At 41.4% G+C, this 14876-nt stretch carries 14 protein-coding genes; 4 read left to right on the forward strand and 10 right to left on the reverse strand.

What is annotated here, in order from left to right:
- Nucleotides 1-308: 308 nt before the first annotated feature.
- The 6 genes from murC to L3V42_RS09640 all read right to left on the reverse strand — a co-directional run bounded on the left by murC (nucleotide 309) and on the right by L3V42_RS09640 (nucleotide 7994).
- A complete protein-coding gene (murC, locus tag L3V42_RS09615; protein ID WP_235762406.1) occupies nucleotides 309-1622 on the reverse strand; it encodes a UDP-N-acetylmuramate--L-alanine ligase in 1314 nt (437 codons plus the stop codon).
- Nucleotides 1623-2029: 407 nt separating this feature from the next.
- Nucleotides 2030-3139 carry a nicotinate phosphoribosyltransferase gene (locus L3V42_RS09620; protein WP_238471877.1) on the reverse strand — a complete coding sequence of 370 codons (1110 nt, stop codon included), beginning with the start codon at nucleotides 3137-3139 and terminating at the stop codon, nucleotides 2030-2032.
- Between the two features lie 65 nt (nucleotides 3140-3204).
- Nucleotides 3205-5487 carry a DNA translocase FtsK gene (locus L3V42_RS09625; RefSeq protein WP_235762404.1) on the reverse strand — a complete coding sequence of 761 codons (2283 nt, stop codon included), beginning with the start codon at nucleotides 5485-5487 and terminating at the stop codon, nucleotides 3205-3207.
- A 736-nt stretch (nucleotides 5488-6223) separates the two neighbouring features.
- Nucleotides 6224-6826 carry a YtpR family tRNA-binding protein gene (ytpR, locus tag L3V42_RS09630; RefSeq protein WP_238471878.1) on the reverse strand — a complete coding sequence of 201 codons (603 nt, stop codon included), beginning with the start codon at nucleotides 6824-6826 and terminating at the stop codon, nucleotides 6224-6226.
- A gap of 16 nt (nucleotides 6827-6842) precedes the next feature.
- Nucleotides 6843-7646 carry a DUF1444 domain-containing protein gene (locus tag L3V42_RS09635; protein WP_238471879.1) on the reverse strand — a complete coding sequence of 268 codons (804 nt, stop codon included), beginning with the start codon at nucleotides 7644-7646 and terminating at the stop codon, nucleotides 6843-6845.
- A gap of 27 nt (nucleotides 7647-7673) precedes the next feature.
- Complete coding sequence (locus tag L3V42_RS09640) at nucleotides 7674-7994, reverse strand: thioredoxin family protein (RefSeq protein ID WP_235762401.1); 321 nt, start codon at nucleotides 7992-7994, stop codon at nucleotides 7674-7676.
- Between the two features lie 285 nt (nucleotides 7995-8279).
- On the opposite strand from L3V42_RS09640, the gene L3V42_RS09645 reads away from it, so the two are divergent.
- Complete coding sequence (locus tag L3V42_RS09645) at nucleotides 8280-8720, forward strand: YtoQ family protein (protein ID WP_235762400.1); 441 nt, start codon at nucleotides 8280-8282, stop codon at nucleotides 8718-8720.
- Between the two features lie 36 nt (nucleotides 8721-8756).
- On the opposite strand, the gene L3V42_RS09650 is transcribed toward L3V42_RS09645, so the two are convergent.
- Together L3V42_RS09650 and L3V42_RS09655 are read right to left on the reverse strand one after the other, a co-directional pair.
- Nucleotides 8757-9263 (reverse strand): DUF84 family protein, encoded by a 507-nt coding sequence (locus tag L3V42_RS09650; protein WP_238471880.1) that lies wholly within the window; start codon nucleotides 9261-9263, stop codon nucleotides 8757-8759.
- 8 nt (nucleotides 9264-9271) lie between these two features.
- The gene (locus tag L3V42_RS09655; protein ID WP_238471881.1) at nucleotides 9272-10339 is read right to left on the reverse strand and encodes a M42 family metallopeptidase; all 1068 of its coding nucleotides are present in this window, start codon (nucleotides 10337-10339) and stop codon (nucleotides 9272-9274) included.
- Between the two features lie 370 nt (nucleotides 10340-10709).
- Between L3V42_RS09655 and L3V42_RS09660 the strand changes: the two genes are divergently transcribed.
- Nucleotides 10710-11024 (forward strand): PepSY domain-containing protein, encoded by a 315-nt coding sequence (locus L3V42_RS09660; protein WP_238471882.1) that lies wholly within the window; start codon nucleotides 10710-10712, stop codon nucleotides 11022-11024.
- Between the two features lie 36 nt (nucleotides 11025-11060).
- Here L3V42_RS09660 and L3V42_RS09665 read toward each other — a convergent pair whose 3' ends face one another.
- Nucleotides 11061-11906 (reverse strand): YtnP family quorum-quenching lactonase, encoded by an 846-nt coding sequence (locus L3V42_RS09665; RefSeq protein WP_235762396.1) that lies wholly within the window; start codon nucleotides 11904-11906, stop codon nucleotides 11061-11063.
- A 105-nt stretch (nucleotides 11907-12011) separates the two neighbouring features.
- The gene (locus tag L3V42_RS09670) at nucleotides 12012-12941 is read right to left on the reverse strand and encodes a DUF4349 domain-containing protein (protein ID WP_235762395.1); all 930 of its coding nucleotides are present in this window, start codon (nucleotides 12939-12941) and stop codon (nucleotides 12012-12014) included.
- A gap of 232 nt (nucleotides 12942-13173) precedes the next feature.
- Between L3V42_RS09670 and L3V42_RS09675 the strand changes: the two genes are divergently transcribed.
- Nucleotides 13174-13359 (forward strand): hypothetical protein, encoded by a 186-nt coding sequence (locus L3V42_RS09675; RefSeq protein WP_235762394.1) that lies wholly within the window; start codon nucleotides 13174-13176, stop codon nucleotides 13357-13359.
- Nucleotides 13359-14834, forward strand: a complete 1476-nt coding sequence (locus tag L3V42_RS09680; RefSeq protein ID WP_235762393.1) for a sodium:solute symporter family protein — start codon at nucleotides 13359-13361, stop codon at nucleotides 14832-14834. The genes L3V42_RS09675 and L3V42_RS09680 overlap by 1 nt, the downstream gene beginning before the upstream one ends.
- Nucleotides 14835-14876 lie beyond the last annotated feature (42 nt).

Raw genomic sequence — 14876 nt, forward strand, 5'->3', positions numbered from 1 at the left:
ATAATTGCTTTTGTTAGATAGATTAGCGGTACTTAATTACTTTATACCCTAACTATCCCTCATTAAACATCAACTTATAGAAACAGTATATAACGTAGTGAATGAAATTTCGAATGATACGGCGGGACAGAGAAGCGCAAAAGCACTCCAAAATAGGTGGTTATTTTCCTAGGACTGTGCTATAGCGCTTTAAATGGGAAGATAATGGACCATATAATTCCCTCCAGCTCTTCTAATAAGAAGATATGTAAAAAAAGTCTGCCCAAACGGCCTCCTACCTAAGGTTGCCTGGACAGACTTTCCATTCTCTACTTATTCAATACTTCTGGATGGGTTCCAGGCTTATAAGCTTCGATAAACTTTTGGATGTCTCCAGCACCCATAAAGATGAGCACACTGCCCTTATGTTTATTTAGAACCTCTGTATGGTCAATATCCAAAATTTCACAACCATCAATTAACGTTTGAAGATCATGGATTGTTAATTTACCGGCCTCTTCTCTGGCAGAGCCAAAGATTTCACATAAATAGACAGAGTCAGCACCTTCAAGACTATCGGCAAACTCCTGCAGAAATGTCTTTGTCCGTGTAAAAGTATGCGGCTGGAATATAGCTACAATTTCTTTATCCGGATATTTTTTCTGCGCTGATTCAATCGTTGCTTTAATTTCTCTTGGGTGATGAGCGTAATCATCAATAATAATTTGATCACCCACATGCTTTTCTGTAAAGCGCCGTTTCACTCCACGGAATGAACTCAAACTCTTTATTTCTTTAGCAGGGATACCTTCATAATGACACAATGTAATGACAGAGAGCGCATTTAAAATATGATGGTCTCCGTACATTGGAATCGTAAACGTATCATAATAATTGCTTCTGATAAAAACATCAAAAACAGTGCCTTCTTCTGATGTTTTAATGTTTCTTGCTTGGAAATCATTGCCTGGCTCCAGTCCATAATACAGGACGGGAACATTAGCGGTAATTCGCTGCAAGTATTCATCATCACCACAAGCAATAATACCCTTCTTCACCCGATCTGCCATATCTTGGAAGGCAGAGAAGACATCATCTACACTTGTAAAGTAATCCGGATGATCGAAATCGATGTTCGTCATAATTGCATAATCTGGTTCATAACTCAGAAAGTGTCTGCGGTATTCACATGCTTCAAAAACAAAATATTCACTGTCCACGTGGCCTTTACCCGTTCCGTCCCCGATTAAATGGGAGATCGGAAAGGCTTCATTCAGCACATGGGCAAGCAAACCAGTCGTTGAAGTTTTCCCATGGGAGCCTGTAATTGCGATACTCCGGAACTTTTTCAGCCAACGCCCGAGGAAATCATGATATCGGTAAAATTCGCAGCCTAAACGTTTCGCTTCTTCTATTTCTTCATGGTTATCGGGGAATGCATTTCCCGCAATAATTGTATATTCCGCTTTAATATTATCTTTAGAAAAGGGGAGAATTGGAATGTTTTTTTCAAGTAAAGCTTCTTCAGTGAAAAAATGCTTTTCCACATCCGAACCTTGAACGGTCTCACCGGAGTCGTAGAGAATTTGTGCAAGTGCACTCATTCCAGTTCCCTTTATACCAATGAGATGGTAAGTTGTCATAAAAAGAACCTCCACATGTTCAAAAAAGGATTTGACTTACTGTTTGTGATAGATTATCACACAATAGCTTATTATAGCAAACAATCAAGGACATGAACATAATTCTTTCATCCCAACTTGTTTCTACAGAACGTTCAAAAAGGAGGATAAAAAGAACCGAGGTCGGCTAAAAACGCAACGTTCTGTTGCGCCGCCGACACGAACACGTCCTGTACGTCGAAGTTCGAGGCGGCGAGAGCTCCCCGCACCGGAATGTACGTTTTCAGGTACAGGAGGAGCGGAAAAGCGAGCCAACGAGCTTCCACAGGAAGTGGTGAGTTCTACGTTGTCCACAGGACGTGGACGGTCTTAGTAGAACCTCCCATTCACGAAGTGTCATTTTTACCGTACTTTTTGAACATACTCTTCTATACGATTTTATATTCCACCACTTCAAGCCGTGGATTCGGACGAAATCTACGTCCTTCCTTTGCTTCCGGTGAACCATTCAATAGGACGAGGTCCCCTGTGAATCCGATATTAAGCCGTAATAAGCTTCTTCCTACACCATACATATCAACTGGTACACCTGCTTCTTCAAAGTCTTTAATGCGTTCTTCGGTAAATCCGCCGGAAACCATGATTTTCACATGCTGGAATCCTTCATCATCAAGCGCCTTCCGTAAAGCAAATAATAACTCGGGATTAACTCCGCGTGGGTCGAATGTTCCAAGTAAATGATGATTTCTTAAGAAGTATTTATCCACCAATGTACGGGAAGTATCAAGACGAACAGAGCTCAATTGTTCACCAAAACGCTTTGCTACCTTCAAAGAATCTGTAATGACATCATTGTTATAGTCGACAAGAGCGGATAGTTCATCTCCAGGGAATACTTCATGATAGCTTTCAGCCGCTGCAACGACATCACCGCGGTACATCTGGATGAGTGCGTGTGGCATTGTTCCCATGCCTGCTTTCCCCCACCACTCATTCATCGCATGAGTTGCCTGAGCAGTAGAACCACCAATAAATGCTGCATATCCATCCCCTGCCTGGGTTGTATAATGGTCGTCCCTGTCCCCCATGAAGATGACAGGTTTTTGTTTATCAGTTATGCTCGCTGCTTTTACCACATTGTATACATTCGTTGCGACAGATGTTCTTCTTGCAAGTATTCCGTCAATCATTCCTTCTAAATAACCGAATTGCTGATAAGCACCTGATATCGTCAGGACCGTCTCATATGGACTGATGCGGTCTCCATCTTTCAGTGATTTGATTTCCAATGTCTCTGGATTGTCAGCGAATGTATGAAGTAAAGCAATTACCTCATCCGTACCGCAAAGTACAGCATCATCTTTTTGAAAAAACTGCATCGTTACATGATTATTAGGATTTTTTTCCTCAGCAATCTTTTTCGTTTTCAAAAAATATACAGCTGAGAACCAGCCTTCCCGGATACGTTCATCGAATTTAAATGTTTTATTTGTTAAACGGTCAATTTCACCTGCGAGCTTTTGATCAATTTCTTTCATCATTCTTCTCCTTATTATTTATCCTGTTTTCAATATCATATATAACTATCGCAATTGAAACAAATTTATTCACTTATTTGGGCAGCAGTTTCTGTTACGAGGACATCCCTTGGCTTACTTCCGTTTTGTCCGGAAATAATACCACGGGCCTCCAACGTATCAATGAGTCTTGCGGCCCGGTTATAACCGATTTTAAAATGACGCTGCAGCATGGACGTGCTCGCTGACTGTTGGTGGATAACAAATTGGATTGCTTCTTCAAGTAGCTCGTCCTCATCTTCTTCCAAATGGATTTGTTCCAGCAGCTGTTCCTGTTCGAATAAATATTCCGGTTCAGCGATCTCTCTTGCATAAGCCGTAACTCTCTCAATTTCTTCATCAGACACAAACGGGCCCTGGAGTCGAACGCTTTTGCCTGTTCCGTTTTCCATAAATAGCATATCACCTTTTCCTAAAAGCTTCTCCGCTCCGCTCACGTCAAGAATTGTACGGGAGTCCACTTGAGAAGAAACACTAAAGGCGATCCGCGTTGGGATATTTGCTTTAATGAGTCCAGTAATGACATCAACAGACGGTCTCTGGGTAGCTAATAAGAGATGAATCCCGCAAGCTCGTGCTTTTTGTGCGATTCTACTGATGGAATTTTCCACATCTTGCGGAGACATCATCATTAAATCAGCCAACTCATCAATAACGATGAGAATGTAAGGCATTTTTTCTTCGCTTCTGTTTTCACTATTCACTTTCCGGTTGAAGCGTTCAATGTCTCTGACGCCTTCTTCCACGAAACGTTCATAACGTTCTTCCATTTCATTAACCGCCCATTTTAAGCTCTGTGTCGCAGCTTTTACATCGGTTATAACAGGAGAAACGAGATGCGGAACACCATTATACGGTGCAAGCTCCACCATTTTCGGATCAATCAAGAGCAGCTTCACATCTTCGTGGCTCGCTTTGTATAAAACACTGATAAGAATTGTGTTGATGCACACACTTTTTCCGGATCCAGTTGCACCAGCAATCAGGCCATGGGGCATTTTTTGGATATTTGTTATTTTCGGCTTCCCTTCAATCGTTAGACCTAGTGCAGCAGTCAGCGGTGATTTACTCTCTTTAAACTCGTCGGTCTCTACAATCTCCTGCAATCCAACCATTTGTGCTGTTGGATTCGGCACTTCGATACCAACTGTATTTTTCCCCGGAATTGGTGCTTCAATCCGAATATCTCTTGCAGACATATTTAATTTTAAGTCATCACTTAAATTTCTAATTTTACTAACCTTCACACCAAGTTCCGGCTGTACTTCAAACCTTGTTACAGACGGTCCTTGTGTGGCGAGTACAACTTTAGCTGCAACATTAAAATGTTTCAGTGTCTGTTCAAGCAAATTTTGCTGATCCTGAATCCAAGGGTCATTTGCATAATCTTCTTCTTGCGGATCATTTAAGAGATGTAACGGAATGTGAATATCCTTTGGCGTTTCTTCCACCTCAACTTGCTCCATCACTGGTTGGACAGTCTCGTTTTCCGGCTGTCTCTCCCTTTCCCTTTCTAAACGTTTCTCAGGACGGCGCAACCCTCGTTCCCGCACCCTTTCATTTCGTTCCATTTTTGCTTTATCGAGCGGGGTCATCATAACGTTAAATGGTACTTCTCGTTTATTTCCTTGTTTTCTTTCATTGCTTGTTTTATTTTTTTCAGGTTGGGGCGCTTTTTTATGTACCAATTTATCTGTTGTTTCTTCCTGCGCCAGCTGCTGAATTGTTTTAATTTCTTCTGTTTTAGTTTTTTCTTCCTTCTGTTGGGGTTCCTCTGCTTCTACTGTTACCGCTGTTTCTTGTAATGCAGTTTTCTGTTCTGGTGCAATTTCCCTAATGGCGGATTCAATTGGTTTGCGCTCTTCTTCCTGTACTTCTAATTGTTCTTCTTTCTCTATCTTCTTCCGAGCATAAGCTGGTATGTTCTCTACTTCATCCGTCCTTTTTTGAAAACCATAGATTGGAGACGGTACTTCTGACGCCTGAAATGGTGGTGCATTTTCATCTTTATATACTTTCCTAGGGGCAGTGGATGCCGTTGTATTCCTGCTTTTTTCCGGTTTACGGACCGGCTCTTGCTTCCTGCGGGTATAAGCTGGTTTTTGTTTATCTTCATCTTTTTTCCGAGCTTCCCTTTGGTCTGGAATTACCGGAAAACGGAAAGGTCTGTTTTCTGGATACTGATAAGTCATTCTAGCTTTTAATTGCTGACGATTTTGATTTGGCTGATCAGGGTCTTCTATTTCGATTTCTTCTTCTACTTCAGTTACGAAAAAGTTTTTCATTTTATCTAACCAATGCTTTAACATTTCATTCACTCATTTCCTTTTCAATCCATATTGCTTCTCTATTTTACCAGTTTTTTAAGTATTGATGTAGTTTTATTAAAATTAATATTTAATCCCCCCGTTTCCTTAGCTTGTAACAGCTTAGCTGAGCTTTATTAAGCGTAAGTGTGTATTACTTTCATTCAGCGTAAGTATTTTGCGCATTCTCTAGACTGGAGTTCTAACCCCCGTTCAGTTGCCCGGTGGCCGGATGCGCATCCTTGGGCACTGCTAGAGCTCCTCGGGCTACCGCCCTGTGGGATCTCCAGACTCGCGCTATTCCCGCAGGAGTCACCGTCCACCGGGCAACTGAACTAGTAGGGATGATTATTATTAATAGCATATATTCCAGTGCTATATCACGAAAAAAATTATATCTTTGGAATAATAAACAGTGATCTAAATTTGACCTTTCCTGGTAGCAGTCCAGACACCTCGAGACTCCTGCGGGAGGCCGGCTAAGAACGGTCATGTCCTGTGACCAACGCCGACATTAGAACTTCCTGTTCGGAGGTAAGCCTGGCGAGACCCCGCAGCGCGTTAGCGCGAGGAGGCTTGCCGGCCGCTCAGCAGGTGCGAGGGGTGTCTGGACTGCGGACCTCCAAAAGTGAGTTTCGGACACTTGCGCTAAATAAAAGCGGTGCGTCATCTCGTTTTATAATAAAAATTTGGTTAAATAAAAAACACACCCTATTGAAAAATAGTGTGTGCTTCTATTTTAAAAGTTAAATTCTTCGCCAATTTGATAACTGTCATCAAGTACATAAATTCCTTTTTCATCTGGTGCGTTTGGAAGTCCCAATTCTTTCTTGGAACAAATCATGCCATTCGACGGGACACCGCGCAGTTCAGATGGTTTGATACGGAGGCCGCTTGGCATTGTTGCTCCCACTTTGGCAACTACTACCTTTTGGCCTGCATCGACATTTGGTGCACCGCAAACAATTTGCAGTACTTCTTCCCCAACATTAACTTTACAAACACTCAGCTTATCAGCATTTTCATGTGGTCCCTTTTCCTCGACATAACCGACGACAAATTTCGGGCTTAGATCAAAATCAAGTTCATCATCCAAATTATTGTCTTTGAATAGATTTTTGATTTCCGCAAGTAATGCTTCCGTCAGCTTGATTGCACCTGTTTCGGCAAGATCAAATTTATTCGAAGCATCGAATATGTTGTAACCGAGCACTTCCTGGTTTTCTCCAAGCACTCGAACAATGTCTCCCTTTGTTTCATACGTCCATTCATAGCGATTACCATCTTTAACTGGAATAAGGAGCACATCACCGATTCCGTTTGGATTATAAAATACGTTCATTCTCTTCGTCCTTTCTCTATTTCTCCGGGCGATTCTTCGCGAGGATAAAGATTGGTTCTAATTTTTTATCTTCGTAAATAAATGGTAACGATGTAATTGGGATACGTCCTTCTGAGAAGTATTTCATTGTAAGCTGGGCTAAAATATCATACCCGGTCTTATTCTGAATATCCGCAACAATTAATACATCCTGATGTGGAGTTGCAACGGCCATATCACCTTTCACATTAATCTTCATCTCTTCTAAGAATGCTTCATTCAATATTCTGGTGGCATCATAGCCATCTTGGGTCGCAATGAAATAGAAATCATTGCCTGCTACGTTATCAGCCTTATAGTCGGTTGAGAGCGAACGAGCATTAAACATCGCGATTTCTTCTAAATGCTGCCGCGTCCAGTCTGCCCCGTGAATAAGATCCTCATCAATCAGCCGGTATGATTTCCCTTCATCAAGTGCATAAAATATTCTCGTTTCCGCGGTATGATCTTTAAACATCAGCTTTTTTTCGGCTTTTGTTTCAGTTGGGAAGGATGTCGAACGGATTACGGGATAAATATGCTTTTCCATTCCAGTCAATTCGACTTCTTCCCGCATCATCCGGAGCGCCTCCTCGATATGCTCGACCACTTCATCGATTACCGATTCACCACGCGTATTATATTTTACAATGATATTAGGAAGCGTCAAGGTTAAGCCTTGCTTTGTGTCCTTCCACTCGATTCGAAGTGTGTCTTCTTTCCGGTTGAATCTAACCTGATAATTTTCATTTGTGAGTCGTTCTTTCAATATATCCCGCATACGGGTACTTGTCATTTTCATCGATGGTTCCTCCTTACAAACTTATTGTCAAACTTTCGCAAAGCCATCGATAAACGAAATAATTTCTTCTTTTGTCTTCCGGTCTTTACTGACAAAACGACCTACTTCTACCCCTTTATTAAAGGCCAAAAAGCTAGGGATGCCGTAAATATCATTTTCTCCAGCAAGTTCCATAAATTCGTCTCGATTAATTTCAACAAAAGTATACTCTGGATATTTATCTTCTATTTCGGGTAGGATTGGTTCAATGACGCGACAGTCCGGACACCATCCTGCCGTAAAAAGAAAAATTGTTTTTTCGTTATTTTTAAGTTCGTTATATTCTTTTACAGATTGTAATGCTCTCATCTTCCATCATCTCCTTTTTTTCTATCATAGCTTTCCTTTCTATCTGTTTCAATTCACACGCCCTGAGTGAGTGAAATTAAACCCTTTCACGATAAAGTGAAACTTCAATCAGTAGAGGTTTTTTTCATCCCCCCACTGACTGTTAGTTGAATGAATCAGGGTGTCAGCGTCCGTTAGCTCCACTTAAACTTTCTCGGACGGACGGTTGCACCGAGATGAATTATTTGCAATTATTATTCTATTCGTTAGTATAAAAGTAGAATCGTATTTTTTGGAGGTGCTGAAATGGAACTTACAGTTTATTTAGCTGGTGAGATTCACTCAGACTGGCGGGAGCAATTAAAGACAAAAGCAGAGGAAAAGAATTTGCCTTTAAACTTTGTCGGGCCACAGACGAATCATGATCTTTCAGATGATATTGGCGAAAAAATTCTCGGAAAGCAACCAGATAATTACTACAGGGATGATGCCGCTTCTGCCGTGAATAATTTGAGAACGCAGGTACTCATGCAAAAGGCGGATGTTGTTATTGCCTTATTCGGTGAGAAATACAGGCAGTGGAATACCGCAATGGACGCCTCAGCTGCGATTACATTGAACAAACCAACAATCTTAGTTCGGCCGGAAGAATTTATTCACCCGCTGAAAGAATTATCCAACAAAGCAACTATCACCGTTGAAACAATTGATCAAGCTTTAGAAGTTTTAGCGTATATTTATGAATAAAAACGAAGGAGTGCCAAGCTAAGCACTCCTTCGTTTTTATATTTTAGACCAGTACTCCAGTTGCCCGCGGAGAATTTGAGTAACGTGGGTGAACATGGTGCTCCTGTCAATTTGATCGTTCGTAAAAATACCGATTGCACCTTCATTTGATCGGATGTTTTCTTTTTGTGCATACTCTTCCATGATGTCCCCTAATTCTTTCCCTTGCTTCAACTCTGGTAAAAAAGCACTCGGTAATGCGATCCGGGCGCCAGCTGCGGTGTAAATCTCATCATGTGAAACGGCAAGCGCTCCCCAGTTCGTCAGGTAGAGCGAACCGTTAAGAAGCATAACGCCACCTTCCAGTCCGACCCCAATATCTGTTTCTCTTAAGTTAAACGCGGCGATTGCCCGATTGATTGCACCTCGTCTTGTTTCCTCATCTGTTTTTGGCTGCGGTGAAACACCGGAAGGAACACTGATTCCCTCGACAGTATATTCCTTAAACACAGCTTCACAGGCATGGATTTTCGTTGGATTTTTAGAACCAATTCTTACTTTCATTACATCCCTCAACTGTTGTTTTTAATCGTATCAATGGTCGTCTGATCACTTGATTTTACAAGTTTAATGAGCAGTTCTTTCGCTGCTGCATAATCATCTATATGGACAATGGATGCTGACGTATGAATATATCGTGAGCATATTCCAATGACCGCACTTGGCACCCCATTATTCGATAGATGGATTCTTCCGGCATCTGTTCCGCCTTGAGAAACAAAGTATTGATACGGAATATTATTCGATTCTGCGATATCAAGTACAAACTCCCGCATACCGCGATGCGTCACCATCGTACGATCAAATATCCGCACTAATGCACCTTTTCCAAGCTGGCCAAAGGCTTTTTTATCGCCTGATGCATCATTAGCTGGTGACGCGTCAAGGACATAAGCGATATCTGGCTGAATCATATTCGCTGCAACTTGCGCCCCGCGAAGCCCAACTTCTTCCTGGACAGTTGCTCCAGAATATAATGTATTCGGCAATGACTCATCCTTTAATTCTTTTAACAATTCAATGGATAGACCGCAGCCATAACGGTTATCCCAAGCTTTAGCAAGAATTTTCTTCTCATTCGCCATCGGTTGGAATGGTGTAACTGGAACAATCGAGTCTCCTGGTTTCACACCGATTCCGAACGCATCTTCCCGGTCATCTGCCCCGATGTCAATGAGCATATTTTTAATTTCCATCGGTTTCTTCCGCTGTGCTTCCGTTAATAAATGGGGAGGAATGGATGAAATCACACCGATGACTGGACCATTTTCCGTCATCACTTGAACGCGCTGAGCGAGCATCACTTGATTCCACCAACCACCTAGCGGCTGAAAACGGATCATTCCATTGTCCGTAATTTGTGTAACCATGAAGCCAACCTCATCCATATGCCCTGCAATCATAATGCGGGGCCCGTTTCCTTTTTTCACACCGAAGACACTGCCGAGGTTATCTTGGACAACTTCATCCGAATATTTCTCTAATTCTTTCTTCATAAAAGCCCGGACAGCATGTTCATTCCCAGGCGCTCCCTGGAGTTCGGTCAAATTTTTAAAAAGATCTAAGGTTTCCTGATTCATGTTAAAACCCCTTTATATATTCTATTTTCTCTATGCTCTTGTTAGTATAACGGATAATGGAAGCTACTTTCCACTATCCCGTTGTTAAGATGGAGTTTTATAAAGTGAAACTTCATTAAGAGGAAGGATTCTTATCTCCCCCGCTGCATGTTAGGGGAACGAACCTTAGGTGTTAACTCACATTTCTTCCCACCTAAGCTTTCTCGAAGACCCTAAAGTTTTGAGGTTAGAGTTTTTTACGGACGATTACACTGGGGTAAATAAACTAAGAATAGTCATGACTTCAGTCGCGAGATGAAATTTCCAAGTAAGTAAGATATACTTTATAGTAGAATTATTGTTATTTCATTTAAATGAGAGGTGGAACAAATTGAAAAAAAGAAACCTTATACTCGCAGCAAGTCTCGGTATCGCGGTAGGTTATCTGCTGAAGAGCCAATTGGACACAAAGCAGAAAATAACACCGGAGAAAGCTTTGAGCAATGCAAAAGAAGCTTTTAAACGAAACGGGCCAATTAGTGGTTCATGGATTTACATGAAACCTGAAGAAGTGGAGAAAAATGGTCTGGTGTACGAAGCTTACCGTGGAGGAATTACGAGAAATATTGATGGGGAAAGTAAACAGTATGAATTTTATGTTGACTTGGAGACGGGCGGAATTATCGCATCAACTGAAACCGCTTAAAAGATAAGCGCTTCTCAACTGAAGCGCTTATCTTTGTCATTCTCTTATCCTCTTAACCTCCTGAATCCGTTCGCCTTCTTTATTAAAACGAATCGCACGGTAATAGGCATCATGATAAAATGTGAACCACGCCTGCCTATTATAACCATATTCCATCCACTCCTGTTTCTCATGGACAGATGTGACTGGATAATCATCATAAGCAAGTGCCCAAAGCTTGTTTTCATGGGCATTCGTCGGCATCAAATCTGCCATATGAATAAAACAATCTTCTCCGTCTTCAAATACAATAATGGCATGCCCTTCACTATGGCCGCCAGTATGAATCATCCGTAATCCTTCTGCTATTTCCAGTTCATCTGCGAAGGTTTCAACTTGATGTTCTATCGATCGCCAGTTTATTTCCCAATACGTATTGACGGAACGAATATTAGGATGGCGCATTTCTTCCCACTCGATTGCAGTCGTGTAAATAACCGCATTGGAAAAAATCGTTTCATAGCCTTCTTTCCCTTGTTTTGACAAGCCGCTCGCATGGTCAAAATGTAAATGTGTCATTAATACTGCATCAATTTCAGTTGGTTTCAATCCTAATTCATGTAATGATTCCTCGAGAAAAGAAAGCTCCTTTGCACCAAAGTTACGAATTTGTTTTGCTGTTAGTTTATCTGTACCGATTCCTGAATCAATCAGATAATTTTTGCCATCTAACTGAAGTAAAATTGGGTCTGTCCGGAGTTCAATTAAGTTCTTCTCATCTGTCGGATATTTCCTTGACCATAAAGCTTTCGGCACAACACCAAACATGGCGCCACCATCCAAATGATTGACACCACCACGTAACCAAGTCAATGCCGCCCTGCCAATTTGTAATTTCTCCATCTTCTTCCTCCTCTTTAACTCACTTGCTAATAGTTTATCACGCATTAACGGTCTGTAATACCCCTCCTCTCAACATGAGGGAAGCAAAATGTTGGGACATTGGGGTCAGACACCAGGTCCCGATGACTTGTTTTTCTTTTGCTTTCTCCAGATAAAGAAACTGATCAGCATAAGTGCACCAACAGTGATTAATATTGGGAGGTTGCCGATGAGAAATATGGTTAATGCAGAAAAGGCGCTGATAAGAAAATTAATGCTTTTCATAAATTGTTGCTTCGTCTCACCCCATGTGTTCAAATCACCGTCATTGACACTTGAAAGGGTTACATGGCGTTCCTGGATTGAAATGGTTACTGTTGAAAAGTCCGTTTTGTCTTGAAGATAATTCATCCTGCCGACAATCATTTCAACCTCCTCTTGTACTATTGCTAAATCATTCGATATTTTTAATAAGTCCTCTGTTTTCTCTGCACCATCTAAAAATTCCAGTAATCTTTCCTCGACTTGTTCTTTCGATTTCAAGCGGGACTCCAAATCGACGAATTCCTCGGTAACATCTTCACCGGAAACATAGTGATCCAGCACCTTTGTACTCCCCTCTTCAATCACATCGAGAAATGTATGAAAATCTTCTTGCGGTATCCGAACTGTCATCTGACCGCCCTTCAAATCTTCCACCTGTTCGTTATAAAGCGTCGACTCAAGCACATAACCGCCAATCTTTTTAGCTTCCTTTTGAATTACATTGGAAAAGACTTCAAAATCATCTGTTTCCACACTTATATCTGCTGTATAAATGACCTTGCGATTTGCTTCAACCGTAGCCAGTCCATCATCATTTCCTGCGCTCTCCGTTTCTACATCTTGAGCCTCCTCCTTATTCGCTTCAGAAAATTGTTGCTCGCTCTCTTCCATTCCATAACTTTCTGTCTCGTTCGCAATATCGGCCATTTCCTCGGCGGAATTATCTGCCCCATTACTCGTACAAGCTGCCAGTAAAAAACTGAACATCAATATAATTAAATACTTACTCACTTGAACTTGACCCCCTTTTAATCCTTCTTACTGCATTGGACGTCAATCGCGGACGAAAGTTTCTTAATTGAAAGATTTTTTATGTAGCCTTCTTAATTACAATCTGGTATGATAGATTTTGTAATTTTACATTGAAAATATGGAATTCTCGTTAAGACATGTGATTTCTTTCACAATAATATGGTTCGTTTACTTCGAGCTAATCTCATAAAATAGAGGAGGAATAGCATTCATGAAAAGGAATGAAAAGGTTTATGCCGTCATAATTACAAGCTTGATACTAAGTGCATTTGTTGTACCGTACACATTGCTTACGAATGTCGAAAGATGGTATGGCAGCTTTTTATTTTGGACGGTACTTACTGTTATTGTAATTGGCATCAATTATTTATTAATTAAGGAATGGGGCGGAGAATAATGAATTCATCGTACGTTTGGTGGGCAGTTGCCATCTATATTATTGTTTCTTTAATCATCGCCTTCTTATCGCGCCCGGGTAAACAAAATAATATGGTTAGTTATTTTCTTGGAGATAGAAAACTCGGCGGAATTGTATCTGCACTTAGCTACAGTGCGACAACTTATAGTGCCTTCATGCTTGTTGGATTAGCCGGGCTTACATATAGTGGCGGAGTTGGTGCGCTCGGGTTTGAATTGATTTATCTGATGGGAGTTTCGCTGATCGCCTTTTTTGGGCCGCGTTTTTGGGTTGTCGGAAAAAAATATGGCTACGTCACTCCCTCTGAAATGCTTGGTGACCGCTATCAGGACAAAAGAGTGGCGATCATTGTCGCGATAACGAGTTGTCTCTTTCTCATCCCTTATAGCGCCGTCCAGCTAACTGGTGTTGGCTACCTGCTTTCCGGTCTTACGAATAATGAAATCACGTTTTCAACCGGTGTGTTGATTGCAACGATTATGGCTATTTTATTTTCTTATATTGCGGGAATTCGCTCCGTTGCTTGGACAGACTCCTTACAGGCAGTATTCATGATCATCACATCAATCATTGTCGTTCTTGTTCTTATCAATGGATTAGGCGGATTCAATGGTTTTTTCCAGACGCTTGAGACAGAACATCCAGCTTCATTAGCGGTGCCTGGTAATGGATTTTTTAATATTTTTACATTTATTGGCATGACCTTGCCATGGATGTTTTTCAGCCTTTCCAACCCACAGGTTAGCCAACGGTTATTTATGCCGTCATCTTTGAAAAACTTAAAAATTATGATACTCGGCTTTATGGTCTTCGGGCTCGTTTATACACTTGTTGCAATTTTTTGGGGCTTCTCGGCAACCATTATGTTTCCGAACTTAGATAACGTTGACATGGCAACACCTTTAATTCTCTCTAGCGACCTTGTACCACCGATTCTTGGGGTTATTGTGATGGTAGGAATTATGGCAGCAGCTATCTCAACGATTGATTCCATTTTACTCACCCTGGCTTCGGTATTTGCGAAGGATGTGTATGGGAATCTCAGAGAACGGCCATCTGACCGGATGCAGCTGCAAATTGGTAAATTTGTCATTCCTGTAATTGCGATTATTGCTTATCTATTTGCCGAAATGGAACTAAGTATTATCGTACTCCTCTCGGTCGCTTCTTCTGCTGGTCTTATCATTGCGGTGCCTGCTATATTTGGAACGTTTTTCTGGAAACGAGGTACAGCTGCTGGAGTATTAGCGAGTGTGGGCATTACGGGGGGCATTGTCATTCTTTTAGAAGCATTTCAGTGGAAGCCGCTCGGACTCGCCTCAGGTGTGTGGGGAATTCTCTTATCCACTCTCATCTTCATCGGTGTCAGCTTAGCTACAAAAGCACCGGAAGAAAAAGCTGAAGAATTCTTAACTACTGTAAAAATTGCATTACAAAAGGAACGCAAGAAATGAAAATAAGGTCCTCCACACAGCTGGGGACCTTATTTTTGCCAG

The sequence above is a fragment of the Oceanobacillus alkalisoli genome, from assembly GCF_022213125.1.
GTDB classification, from domain to species: Bacteria; Bacillota; Bacilli; order Bacillales; family Amphibacillaceae; genus Oceanobacillus; species Oceanobacillus alkalisoli.